The following is a 13,137-nucleotide window of genomic DNA, read 5'->3' as shown; positions in this document are numbered from 1 at the left end:
AACGCCCTGTCCGGCCGGGTTGGCGCAATTAATTCGTAGGCCGGATAAGACGCATGAGCGTCGACATCCGGCATATTTAATCTATGCCTCGCTTTGTTCCACAATATATTTATCACTTTATTAACAGATGAAACCTTAATTAAACATTAAGATCCCCAATAATTACTTCCGCGCATCCTTCGTTCCCAATCAGAATAAATATTGAGGAATATCAAAATTGGCTCAAATTATTATCCAATTGCACATTCCGTCACATTTATTCTATTGATGATAGAAACCATTCTCATTATCATTGATTTGTTGATTATTTACTCTTTCCTTACGTTGGCTAATCATCTGGTCTCATGCCGCCCTGTCGCCCCATGAGGTAATCATCCAGTTAGCGAGATATAAGTAGGTCCCTATGCAATTCACTCCTGACAGTGCGTGGAAAATTACCGGTTTTGCTCGTGAAATCAGCCCGGCTTATCGACAGAAACTGTTATCCCTCGGCATGCTGCCCGGGTCGTCCTTCAATGTGGTTCGTGTCGCCCCGCTCGGCGATCCTATTCATATTGAAACGCGTCGCGTAAGTCTGGTATTGCGTAAGAAGGATCTGGCGTTATTAGAAGTGGAAGCGGTTTCCTGTTAATACAGTGAGTCTATTAAAATGAAAAAACTAACCATTGGTTTAATTGGTAATCCTAATTCCGGCAAGACAACCTTATTCAACCAGCTCACCGGTGCACGCCAGCGTGTGGGTAACTGGGCTGGTGTGACCGTCGAGCGTAAAGAAGGTCATTTTGCGACCACAGACCATCAGGTCACGCTGGTCGATTTACCCGGCACCTATTCTCTGACGACAATCTCATCTCAAACCTCTCTCGATGAGCAAATTGCCTGCCACTACATTTTAAGCGGTGACGCGGATCTGTTGATCAACGTGGTCGATGCTTCAAACCTTGAACGCAACCTCTACCTGACGTTGCAACTGCTTGAGCTGGGTATTCCCTGCATCGTCGCACTGAACATGCTGGATATTGCTGAGAAACAGCAAATCCGTATCGATATCGACGCCCTCTCCGCTCGTCTTGGCTGCCCGGTGGTTCCGCTGGTTTCCACCCGCGCCCGCGGCATTGAAGCACTGAAGCTGGCGATCGATCGCTACAAAGAAAACGACACCGTCGAGCTGGTCCATTATGCCCAGCCACTGCTGCAAGAAGCTGATACCCTCGCCGATGCGATGGCTAAAGATATGCCGCTTAAACAGCGCCGCTGGCTGGGCCTGCAGATGCTGGAAGGCGATATCTACAGCCGTGCTTACGCCGGTGATGCAGCACAAAATCTTGATGCCGCGGTTGCTCGTCTGAGCGAGACAATGGACGACCCGGCGCTGCATATTGCCGATGCGCGTTACCAGTGCATTGCCGCTATCTGCGATACCGTCAGTAATACCCTGACGGCAGAGCCGAGCCGTTTCACCACCGCGGTAGATAAAATTATCCTCAACCGCTTCCTCGGTCTGCCGATTTTCCTGTTCGTGATGTACCTGATGTTCCTGCTCGCCATCAACATTGGCGGCGCGCTGCAACCGTTGTTTGATGTTGGCTCCGTAGCGCTCTTTATCCATGGTATTCAGTGGATTGGCTATACGCTACATTTCCCGGATTGGCTAACCATCTTCCTGGCCCAGGGCCTTGGCGGCGGGATTAACACCGTGCTACCGCTGGTACCGCAAATCGGCATGATGTACCTGTTCCTCTCCTTCCTTGAAGACTCAGGTTACATGGCACGCGCCGCGTTTGTGATGGACCGACTAATGCAGGCGCTGGGACTGCCGGGCAAATCGTTCGTCCCGCTGATCGTCGGCTTTGGCTGTAACGTACCATCAGTGATGGGCGCACGTACGCTGGACGCCCCGCGTGAGCGTCTGATGACCATCATGATGGCACCGTTTATGTCCTGTGGCGCACGTCTGGCGATTTTCGCTGTCTTTGCCGCCGCGTTCTTTGGTCAGAACGGCGCGTTGGCGGTCTTCTCGCTGTACGTACTAGGTATCGTTATGGCGGTGTTGACCGGCCTGATGCTCAAACACACCATCATGCGTGGCGAAGCTACACCGTTCGTGATGGAGCTTCCGGTGTACCACGTGCCGCACATTAAGAGTCTGATCATTCAAACCTGGCAGCGCCTGAAAGGCTTCGTTCTGCGTGCTGGTAAAGTCATTATCATCGTCAGCATTTTCCTCAGCGCGTTCAACAGCTTCTCGCTAAGCGGAAAAATCGTCGACAACATCAACGACTCCGCGTTGGCTTCCGTTAGCCGCGTTATTACCCCTGTCTTTAAACCGATTGGTGTTCACGAAGATAACTGGCAGGCAACCGTCGGTCTGTTCACCGGCGCGATGGCGAAAGAAGTGGTTGTCGGTACGCTGAACACGCTCTATACCGCAGAAAACATTCAGGAAGAAGAGTTCAACCCGGCAGATTTCCACCTCGGTGACGAGCTGCTCGGTGCGGTGGATGAAACCTGGCAAAGCCTGAAAGACACCTTCAGCCTGAGCGTGCTGGCCAACCCTATCGAAGCCAGTAAAGGTGACGGTGAGATGGCTACCGGCGCAATGGGCGTGATGGGCGAGAAATTCGGCAGCGCTGCTGCGGCATACAGCTACCTGATTTTCGTGCTGCTGTATGTACCGTGCATTTCTGTGATGGGCGCCATCGCACGTGAATCCAGCCGTGGCTGGATGAGCTTCTCGATTCTGTGGGGTTTGAACATCGCCTACTCTCTGTCGACGCTGTTTTATCAGACGGTCAGCTACAAAGAGCACCCGACCTACAGCCTGGTGTGCATTTTAGCCGTCATCCTGTTTAACATCGTGTTGCTGGGTCTGCTACGTCGCGCTCGCAGCCACGTGGACCTCGCGCTGCTGGCGACCAACAGGACGGCAAGTTCCTGCTGTTCAAGCACCACTGGCGATTGCCACTAAGGTTATCGACGATGGCATCGCTTATTCAGGTTCGTGATTTACTGGCTCTGCGGGGGCGCATGGAGGCGAAGCAAATTAGCCACACGCTGCATACCCCGCAGCCCATGATTGACGCCATGCTGAATCAGTTAGAGAAGATGGGCAAAGCGGTGCGGATTCAGGAGGATGCTGATGGGTGTCTGTCCGGAAGCTGCAAAAGCTGCCCGGAAGGTAAAGCCTGCCTGCGCGAGTGGTGGGCTTTGCGCTAATCAGCTGCTCTTTGCCGGATAGCGCTACGCTTATCCGGCCTACAAATAACTGCAAATGTTCAGGCCGGATAAAGCGTTTACGCTGATATCCGGCTTTTTGCGTAATGGATTCCACTAAAAGGTCTTTGTTTCAGCAAAACAGATTTATCCTTCAGCCTGCCGCGCATCATTATCAACTCATGGATGATTACTGGCGACCAGGAAAGTAGAGTCTCGTCATCTTGTTTCTCAGGTGACGGATCGCCATGAATACTGACACTTCTACTACGCCACATGATGCGATTTTCAAAACGTTCTTAAACCACCCAGCGACCGCACGTGACTTTCTTCAGCTCCATCTTCCAGCCTCTTTGCAAAAACTGTGCGATCTGAAAACGCTACAACTGGAATCGGGCAGCTTTATTGAGGACGATTTGCGCGCATACTACTCTGATGTACTGTGGTCGTTAAAAACATGCGAAGGCGATGGCTATATTTACACCATCATTGAGCATCAGAGTACCGCCGATGCCCATATGGCGTTTCGGCTAATGCGTTATGCCATTGCGGTAATGCATCGGCATTTGGCTGCAGGCCACAAGAAACTCCCGCTGGTGATACCTATGCTTTTTTATCATGGCTCAGCAAGCCCATACCCCTACTCACTTTGTTGGCTGGACGAGTTTGATGACCCAAAATCCGCCAGACAACTTTATAGCACCGCGTTTCCACTGATCGATATCACCGTCGTGCCCGATGACGAGATCATGCAGCATCGCCGGATGGCGCTGCTGGAACTTATCCAAAAACATATTCGTAAACGCGATTTGATGGGGCTGGTAGAAAAACTGGCCATCCTGCTTGTTAAAGGACACGCTAATGACAACCAGTTGAAAGCCTTGTTTAATTATTTAATCCAGGCCGGGAACACCACACATTTTAGCGAATTTCTTCATGAAGTCGCCGAACGTTTACCCCAACATAAGGAAAAGTTGATGACTATCGCCGAAAGATTACGTCAGGAAGGGCACCTTAATGGTCTTCAGGAAGGTCATAGAAAAGGGTTAAAAGAGGGGTTACAAACGGGTCTGCAACAAGGTAAACGAGAGGAAGCTTTACGTATTGCATCAACCATGCAGGCTGATGGTATAGACCCGCTGACCATCTTCAGAATTACCGGTCTGACCGCTGAGGATCTGGCTACGCGTAGCCATTAATCTCAGGCCCGGCAAGCGTGGCTGTGCCGGGCAACGCAACGGATTTATAACCGCTGTTTTAACGTCACCAGCGCAGAGCAGAACTCGGCAGGATGCGAGATAAACGGCGCATGAGCGGCTTTAGCAAACACCAGTGACTCACTCTTCGGCCACAGAGCATCCAGCATTGGCACCACTTTGCGCGGAACCAGGCCATCGAGATAACCGTATAAGCGCAGGAACGGCAGGTTTAACGCACAGAGCGGTTCACGTAGATCGACCGTTTTCAGGATCTCCAGTCCACCATTGAGCACGTCGACGTCCGGCATGGGGAGCGCCAGTACCGTTTTCTTCAGCGCCCGTGCATCCTGACGCGCGGTTTCCGTGCCCATCGTCTGCAATGCCAGAAAACGCTCTACCGTTTTCTGGAAGTCTTCGCTTAGCTGCTGCTGGAAGCCAGCCAGTACCTCTGGTTTAATGCCCGGCCACGTTTCGCGCGCGCTAAAACAGGGAGAAGAGGCAACCGTCACCAGCGCCTGAACGCGCTCAGGATGGGTCAATGCTACCTGACTCGCCACCAGACCGCCCAGACTCCAGCCGAGCCAGATGGCTTCCCCCGGAGCCTGTCTTAATACCCGTTCAGCCATCTCTTCCAGCGACATCGCGCCAAAACCCTGACTACGGCCAAATCCCGGTAAGTCGACAAGATGCAGTGTAAAATGCGAGCTCAGTTCCTCGCTTATGCAATGCCACACCTCTGCATTCAGTCCCCATCCGTGCAGCAGCACAAGATGGCAATTTCCCGAACCCTGGGTCTGCCACCAGATGTCATTCATCAGTTACTGTTCTCTTTTAGCTAACAAGGATGTCTCTATGCTAACAGTACCAGGATTATGCTGGCTATGCCGAATGCCGCTGAGGTTGGGGCATTGGGGGATTTGCTCAGTCTGCACACAGGCAATACGCCAGCACGACAGTCTGTGCCCGCAGTGCGGACTACCGGCCATTCACACCTCGGTTCCCTGTGGTCGTTGCCTACAAAAACCACCGCCGTGGCAGCGCCTGGTTTCAGTCAGCGACTATGTTCCTCCAGTAAGCGGGCTTATCCACCAGCTTAAATTTTCACGACGCAACGAAATAGCCCCTGCGCTTGCACGTCTGCTGTTGCTGGAGGTATTGCAGGCCCGACGCACTCACGGTTCCCCCCTGCCAGACAGGCTCATCAGCGTACCGCTCTGGCAACGTCGTCATTGGCGCAGGGGATTTAATCAAAGTGACTTGCTATGCCGTCCTTTGGCACGTTGGCTGGGCTGCGACTGGGACAGGCAGGCCATAACACGGGTGCGGGCGACCGCTACACAACACCATCTCAGCGCCCGGTTACGCAAACGTAACCTGAAAAATGCCTTTCGCCTTGAATTGCCAGTGCAGGGACTCCATATGGTTATTGTGGATGATGTCGTCACTACCGGAAGTACCGTCGCGGAAATCGCGCAGCTGCTTTTACGCAACGGCGCGGCGACTGTCCAGGTATGGTGCCTGTGTCGAACCTTGTAGAGCCTCGATGATGGGCGTATTATAACCAAGTAAAATAGTCAACTATTAGGCCATTACTATGATCCATATTTCCGATGCTGCACAAGCGCACTTTGCCAAACTGCTGGCAAATCAGGAAGAAGGGACACAAATCCGTGTATTTGTGATCAATCCCGGCACGCCTAACGCTGAATGTGGCGTTTCTTATTGTCCGCCGGACGCCGTGGAAGCAACCGACACCGCCATTAAATTTGACCTGCTGACCGCATATGTTGATGAACTGAGCGCACCGTATCTGGAAGATGCAGAAATCGATTTCGTCACTGACCAATTAGGTTCTCAGCTGACCCTGAAAGCACCGAACGCAAAAATGCGCAAAGTTGCCGATGATGCGCCGTTGATGGAACGCGTGGAGTATATGCTGCAATCGCAGATCAACCCACAGCTGGCTGGCCACGGTGGTCGTGTCTCTCTGATGGAAATTACCGATGAAGGCTTCGCCATTCTGCAGTTTGGCGGCGGCTGTAACGGCTGTTCAATGGTCGACGTTACGCTGAAAGAAGGTATCGAGAAACAGCTATTGGCTGAATTCCCCGAACTGAAGGGCGTTCGTGATTTAACCGAACACCAGCGTGGTGAGCACTCTTACTACTAACGACCAGACCAGTAGAGTATTCGCAGCCCCGATAAGACACATCAGCGTCGTCATCGGGCATTGATGCCGGATAGTCGCGTTAACGCGTTATCCGGCCCTCGACCTAACCGGGCCAACATTCCTCTGTTACATTCCTGCAATAAAACCCTCCATAATTTGACCAGCTTCTCATAATTTAAATTTTGCCTGCCCAGGTGATTTTCAAGCGCAGCATGTTACCCGTATCATTCGTATCAGCACCCAAGACGCATATAACAGCCAGCTAAACTGATTAGTTTTACAGGCAATCAGCATTGGTGCTGTGAATACTCTGTTCCCGGTCGGGACAATCGGAATTTGTCATCTAAACACTGACGTTACCCATAACAAAGTAAAGGCCAGGTAAATCATGCCATTAGTCATCGTTGCTATCGGTGTAATCTTGTTACTCCTCCTGATGATCCGTTTCAAAATGAACGGTTTCATCGCTCTCGTCCTGGTGGCGCTTGCTGTCGGATTGATGCAAGGGATGCCACTGGATAAAGTCATTGGTTCTATTAAAGCCGGTGTCGGCGGAACCCTTGGCAGCCTCGCCCTGATTATGGGTTTTGGCGCCATGCTGGGCAAAATGTTGGCAGACTGCGGCGGTGCGCAGCGCATTGCGACCACGCTGATTGCTAAATTCGGCAAAAAACACATTCAATGGGCGGTGGTCTTAACCGGCTTCACCGTTGGTTTTGCCCTGTTCTACGAAGTCGGCTTCGTGCTGATGCTGCCGCTGGTATTCACCATCGCTGCTGCTGCGAATATTCCGCTGCTGTACGTTGGTGTGCCGATGGCCGCTGCGCTGTCCGTGACTCACGGCTTCCTGCCGCCGCACCCGGGTCCGACCGCTATCGCGACCATTTTCCACGCCGATATGGGTAAAACCCTGCTGTTTGGTACGATTCTGGCAATCCCGACCGTCATTCTCGCAGGTCCGGTTTACGCACGTTTCCTGAAAGGCATCGATAAGCCGATCCCGGAAGGTCTGTACAGCGCGAAAACCTTCACTGAAGAAGAAATGCCGGGCTTTGGCGTCAGCGTCTGGACCTCTCTGGTACCGGTCATTCTGATGGCGATGCGCGCCGTCGCGGAGATGATTCTGCCAAAAGGTCATGCTTTCCTGACGGTGGCAGAATTCCTTGGCGACCCGGTCATGGCTACGCTTATCGCGGTGCTGATTGCGATGTTCACGTTTGGTCTGAACCGTGGACGTTCGATGGATCAGATTAACGACACGCTGGTGTCCTCAATCAAAATCATCGCGATGATGCTGTTGATCATCGGTGGTGGCGGTGCCTTCAAACAGGTCCTGGTGGATAGCGGCGTCGACAAATACATCGCTTCAATGATGCACGGCTCTAACGTTTCTCCGCTGCTGATGGCATGGTCTATTGCTGCGGTACTGCGTATCGCACTGGGTTCTGCAACCGTTGCAGCAATCACTGCAGGTGGGATTGTGGCACCGCTGATCGCGACCACCGGCGTAAGCCCAGAGCTGATGGTTATCGCAGTAGGTTCCGGTTCCGTCATTTTCTCCCACGTGAACGATCCTGGCTTCTGGCTGTTCAAGGAGTACTTCAACCTGACCATCGGTGAAACCATCAAGTCATGGTCAATGCTGGAAACCATTATCTCCGTCTGCGGTCTGGTAGGGTGTCTGCTGCTGGGTATGGTGGTTTAATCGAGACGGCTTGTAGGCCGGATAAGGCAAAGCCGCCATCCGGCAGCCTGATGGCGCTACGCTTATCAGGCCTACATACTACGAGCTATCACCATAAAAAAGCCGGGGAAATCCCCGGCATTTTTACTTTTTCTTCGCAGCCGCTTTTCGCCGTCTGTCCAAATCCTTAATCAGCTTGTTCACCCCTTCATTGGCAAACATCTGTTCAAGCGTGGCGGTAAGCTTACGCCGCCAATTTTTGTACTGATCGCTGGTGCCCGGAATATTGACTGGTTCCGCCATATCCAGCCAGTCTTCAGGCTGTAGACCCAGAAGTGCACTGTTGCTGTCGGCGATATAACGCTGCATCCCGCGATTGAGGATCGGCGTCATCGACATCAGCGATGCCTTATGCCCGGCACGTTTTGGCAGACAACCGTACTTATGCAGCGCATCCAGCAACCCCTGCTTGGCCAGTTCCCGGTCCTGATACAACCCCCGCAGCACAACCTCATCCGGATACAGCCCCAGCGCTTTACCCAACGTCAGGTCGCCGCTGTCCCAATAGCCTTTAAGCGTAGGAAGGTCATGCGTCGCCGCGACTGCCATTGATTGTTCCGGGTACGCTTTTGGTGCGCGGAAATTCTTCTCATGGTCATTCTCAAAATAGAGCACCTTGTAGGAATACACACCGCTATCACGCAGTTTGCTGACAATCTCTACCGGCACAGTACCCAGATCTTCACCAATCACCATACAGTGATGGCGTTTACTTTCCAGCGCCAGAATAGAGAGTAGGTCATCAACCGGATAATGGACGTAGGCGCCGTGATCGGCAGTCTCTCCGTAGGGGATCCACCACAGGCGCAGCATCGACATCACATGATCGATACGCAACGCGCCGCAGTTCTGCATATTGGCACGCAGCAGTTCGATAAACGGTTCGTAGGCCCGTGCCGTGATGATGTGCGGATCCATCGGCGGCAGCCCCCAGTTTTGCCCAAGCGGCCCAAGAATATCCGGCGGCGCACCAACGGAGGCTTTCAGACAATACAGTTCACGGTCACACCAGGTCTCTGACCCACCTTCTGCCACACCAACTGCCAGATCACGATACAACCCAATCGGCATGGCAAAGCCCTGACTGGTTTCCCAGCAATCCGCAAATTGGGTATACGCCAGCCACTGCAGCCACAGGTAGAAATCCACCTCGTCACGATGCTCTGCGCAGAACTGTTTGACCTCCGGCGAATCTACCGACTGGAAAGCTTCCGGCCATACCGGCCATCCCCAGCGCAACGTATCCTCTTTCACCTGATGCGCATGCAGCGCATCAAAGGCTGCCTGCCAGTACAGACTGTCGCCTTCCTGAGTCACAAACTGGCGAAATGCCGCCATCTGCTCATCATCACGAGCGGAGAAGCCTTTCCACGCCATGCGCAGCGCGGTCATCTTCAGTGCGGTAACGGCAGAATAATCAACCCATTCGGCATCCCGCGCACGTTGCAGGGCTTGCTGAGTTGTGGGTTTCAGCCACCAGCTTTGCGCCTCTTTGCTTAGATGAAAATCCTCCACTGCGTTGACGTCGATATAAATGACGTTCAACCAGCGACGCGAAGACGGACTGTACGGGCTGGCGCTCTCCGGATTCGCCGGATACAACGCATGAATCGGATTAAGACCGATAAACGCCCCTCCGCGTTTCGCCACGTCCACCAGCATGGTACGGAGATCGCCAAAGTCGCCAATCCCCCAGTTTTTCTCTGAACGCAGGGTGTAGAGCTGAACGCACGCGCCCCACAGTTTTTGCCCCTCCAGCAGCGCCTGCGGTTCATAGCAGCGTTTTGGCGCCACAATGACGCGACAGTGAGTGCGCAGCTCGCCCTGCGTCAATGTCAGCGTGTGATAGCCCTCCGGCAGTTTCGTCGGAAGGTGAAAAGATTTGCCGCCGGTGGCATGCCCTTTGTGCTGCACACCATCTTCAGTGGTCAGCAGCCAGCTAAACTCCCCGCAACCTTCAACCGCCAGTGGCATTTTCTTACCCGCGGTATACACCATGACATTGGGCACCGGCGTCACCGCCACCTGCGTGGCGGCGGTGGTGCGATGCATGGCTTCAAGCAAACGCCGCTTGGTTTCGGCACCAATAGACTGCGGTTTGCCGTGAGCGTTAATGTAATTGGGGCTGATCCCCGCCGCCAGCGCGGCATTATCCAGACGTTTGCTTTCCATCGCGATTCCTTAGCGTTTCGCCTGCCAGATACGAGCCTGATAATCGCGGATTGAGCGGTCTGAACTGAACATGCCGCAGCGCGCGGTATTCAGGATCGCCGCCCGCGTCCAGGCATCCTGGTCACGGTACAACACATCAACTTGCTTCTGGGCTTCAACGTAGGCCGCGAAGTCCGCCATCACCAGATACGGGTCACCGCCCTGCTTACCTATACTGTGCAGCATCTGGTCAAAAGCATGTTTATCGCCGTCGCTGTATTTACCGCTTTCAAGCTCCTTCAGAATCGCATCCAGCACTTTGTCTTTCTTACGCCATTTCACCGGGTCATAGCCTTTCGCTTTCAGCGCCTTCACCTCTTCCACCGTGTGGCCAAAGATAAAGATATTCTCATCACCCACCTTCTCAGCGATTTCGACGTTAGCGCCATCCAGCGTACCCACCGTTAACGCGCCGTTCAGCGCCAGTTTCATGTTACCGGTGCCGGAGGCCTCTTTGCCCGCCGTCGAGATCTGCTCGGAGATATCCGCCGCCGGGATCAGCATTTCCGCCGCCGAGACGCAGTAATCCGGCAGGAACACGACCTTCAGCTTATCGCCAACTTTCGGGTCGTTATTGATGGTTTCCGCTACCTTGTTAATGGCGAAAATGATGTTCTTCGCCAGGTAGTAACCCGGAGCCGCTTTCGCCCCAAACAGGAATACGCGCGGTACGCGATCCGTCTGCGGGTTTTCACGGATTTCTTTGTACAATGCCAGAATATGCAACAGGTTCAGGTGCTGGCGTTTGTACTCATGCAGGCGCTTGATCTGAATATCAAAGATAGCGTTAGTCGTTATCTCAATACCGGTACGCGCTTTAATAAACTTCACCAGCCGTTCTTTGTTCGCCAGCTTGATATCGCGGTACTGCTGACGGAATTTCGCATCGTCGGCGTATTTTTCCAGGTTAATCAGTTGGTCTAAATCGTTGGCCCACTCTTTTTTCAGCGACTTATCCAGCAGCGCTGCAAGCGCCGGGTTGCACTGCTTGATCCAACGACGCGGGGTAATTCCGTTAGTCACATTATGGAATTTGTTCGGCCACAGCTGGTGGTATTCCGGGAACAGATCTTTCACCACCAGATCAGAGTGCAGCGCTGCCACACCATTAACCGCAAAGCCGCTGACTACGCACATATTCGCCATGCGCACTTGTTTGTTGTGCACCACCGCCAGCTTCGCCCAAACGGCGGCATCGCCTGGCCAGGTTTTATCGACCAGTTTCTTAAAGCGGTCATTAATCTCTTTGATGATTTGCATATGACGCGGCAGCAGCGCCTTCACCAGCTTCTCATCCCAGCACTCAAGCGCTTCAGGCATCAGAGTATGGTTGGTGTAAGCAAACGTCTTGCTGGTGATCGCCCATGCATCGTCCCAGCTCATCTGATGCTCATCGATCAGCACGCGCAGCAGTTCAGGGATCGCAATAGTCGGGTGGGTGTCGTTCAGTTGAATAACTTCGTAGTCGGCCAGTTCGTGCAGTTTACGTCCCGCCAGATGATGACGGCGCAGAATGTCTGCTACGGAGCAGGCACACTGGAAGTACTGCTGCATCAGGCGCAGCTTTTTACCTGCCGTATGGTTATCGTTTGGGTACAACACTTTAGTGAGTTTTTCGGCGTCGATCCCCTGCTGTTCCGCACGCAGGAAATCACCGTCATTAAATTTGGTCAGGTTAAACGGGTGCGCATGAGTGGCCTGCCACAGACGTAGAGGTTGTGCCACGCCGTTGCGGTAGCCCAGTACCGGCAGGTCCCAGGCCTGACCGGTGATGGTGAATCCCGGCTCCCAGCGCCCGTCTTTGGTGACCTTGCCGCCAATGCCGACTTGCACATCCAGTGCTTCATTGTGGCGAAACCACGGGTAGCTGCCGCGATGCCAGTCATCCGGCGCTTCCATCTGTTGACCATCAGCAAATGACTGACGGAACAAACCGTACTGATAGTTGAGGCCGTAACCCGTCGCCGACTGGCCAACCGTTGCCATCGAATCGAGGAAACACGCGGCCAGACGACCCAGCCCTCCGTTCCCCAACGCCGGATCGGTTTCTTCTTCCAGCAAGTCGGTCAGGTTGATGTCGTGTGCTTTCAGCTCGTCGCTCACCGCCTGATACCAGCCCAGATTGAGCAAGTTGTTCCCCGTCAGACGACCAATCAAAAACTCCATTGAGATGTAGTTAACATGACGCTGATTTTTTGCCGGTTTCACCGCAGGCTGGGCACTGAGTAATTCAGCCAACGCCCCACTCACGGCCTGCCACCACTGGCGCGACGTCATTTCGTGAGCCGACGATAAACCGAAGCGCTGCCACTGACGTGTCAGGGCAGCCTGAAATTGATCTTTGTTGAAAGTAGGCTGTGACATAGGGATTCCAGGTCCTTAGGTAATAAACAACGTTATCGCTAGTTTGCCAGGCTCGTTGTTGACCTTCCTCATCCTGCCAGGGATTAGACAGGGAGGAGGAGCGGGGATGAGCGTTAAAATGTGATCGCCGCCACTTTAAGAGGGGGTGTTATGGCCGATAAATACGCAGGTTATCCGCATACCCTCTGAAATGCATCGCGGTTTTCGCATTAATCAAAAGAGATTATCCAGACAAT

At 53.3% G+C, this 13,137-nt stretch carries 10 protein-coding genes; 7 read left to right on the top strand and 3 right to left on the bottom strand.

What is annotated here, in order from left to right; genetic code table 11:
* Positions 1-403 precede the first annotated feature (403 nt).
* From feoA to NNN64_RS10830, 4 genes are all read left to right on the top strand, one after another.
* Positions 404-631 carry a ferrous iron transporter A gene (feoA, locus tag NNN64_RS10845; RefSeq protein WP_003023519.1) on the top strand — a complete coding sequence of 76 codons (228 nt, stop codon included), beginning with the start codon at positions 404-406 and terminating at the stop codon, positions 629-631.
* Positions 632-649: 18 nt separating this feature from the next.
* The gene (gene feoB, locus NNN64_RS10840) at positions 650-2,968 is read left to right on the top strand and encodes a Fe(2+) transporter permease subunit FeoB (protein WP_271441388.1); all 2,319 of its coding nucleotides are present in this window, start codon (positions 650-652) and stop codon (positions 2,966-2,968) included.
* A gap of 11 nt (positions 2,969-2,979) precedes the next feature.
* Positions 2,980-3,216, top strand: a complete 237-nt coding sequence (feoC, locus tag NNN64_RS10835; protein ID WP_038634895.1) for a [Fe-S]-dependent transcriptional repressor FeoC — start codon at positions 2,980-2,982, stop codon at positions 3,214-3,216.
* A 245-nt stretch (positions 3,217-3,461) separates the two neighbouring features.
* Positions 3,462-4,412, top strand: a complete 951-nt coding sequence (locus NNN64_RS10830; protein WP_271441387.1) for an Rpn family recombination-promoting nuclease/putative transposase — start codon at positions 3,462-3,464, stop codon at positions 4,410-4,412.
* Between the two features lie 44 nt (positions 4,413-4,456).
* Here the strand turns inward: NNN64_RS10830 and bioH are convergent, their stop codons facing one another.
* Positions 4,457-5,227 carry a pimeloyl-ACP methyl ester esterase BioH gene (bioH, locus tag NNN64_RS10825; protein ID WP_271441386.1) on the bottom strand — a complete coding sequence of 257 codons (771 nt, stop codon included), beginning with the start codon at positions 5,225-5,227 and terminating at the stop codon, positions 4,457-4,459.
* A gap of 37 nt (positions 5,228-5,264) precedes the next feature.
* Between bioH and gntX the strand changes: the two genes are divergently transcribed.
* The 3 genes from gntX (at position 5,265) to gntT (ending at position 8,287) form a co-directional block, all read left to right on the top strand.
* The gene (gene gntX / locus NNN64_RS10820; protein WP_271441385.1) at positions 5,265-5,948 is read left to right on the top strand and encodes a DNA utilization protein GntX; all 684 of its coding nucleotides are present in this window, start codon (positions 5,265-5,267) and stop codon (positions 5,946-5,948) included.
* Positions 5,949-6,006: 58 nt separating this feature from the next.
* Positions 6,007-6,582, top strand: coding sequence for a Fe-S biogenesis protein NfuA (nfuA, locus tag NNN64_RS10815; RefSeq protein WP_005121621.1), 576 nt, complete (start codon positions 6,007-6,009; stop codon positions 6,580-6,582).
* Between the two features lie 388 nt (positions 6,583-6,970).
* Positions 6,971-8,287 (top strand): gluconate transporter, encoded by a 1,317-nt coding sequence (gntT, locus tag NNN64_RS10810; RefSeq protein ID WP_003023507.1) that lies wholly within the window; start codon positions 6,971-6,973, stop codon positions 8,285-8,287.
* A 123-nt stretch (positions 8,288-8,410) separates the two neighbouring features.
* Here the strand turns inward: gntT and malQ are convergent, their stop codons facing one another.
* The gene (gene malQ, locus NNN64_RS10805) at positions 8,411-10,498 is read right to left on the bottom strand and encodes a 4-alpha-glucanotransferase (protein WP_271441384.1); all 2,088 of its coding nucleotides are present in this window, start codon (positions 10,496-10,498) and stop codon (positions 8,411-8,413) included.
* A 9-nt stretch (positions 10,499-10,507) separates the two neighbouring features.
* Positions 10,508-12,901, bottom strand: coding sequence for a maltodextrin phosphorylase (malP, locus tag NNN64_RS10800; RefSeq protein ID WP_271441383.1), 2,394 nt, complete (start codon positions 12,899-12,901; stop codon positions 10,508-10,510).
* Between the last annotated feature and the right edge of the window lie 236 nt (positions 12,902-13,137).

The sequence above is a fragment of the Citrobacter sp. Igbk 14 genome (assembly GCF_028069825.1).
Classification (GTDB): Bacteria; Pseudomonadota; Gammaproteobacteria; order Enterobacterales; family Enterobacteriaceae; genus Citrobacter.
Note: the sequence above shows the minus strand (reverse complement) of the source record. Positions and strands in the feature narration are given on the sequence as shown.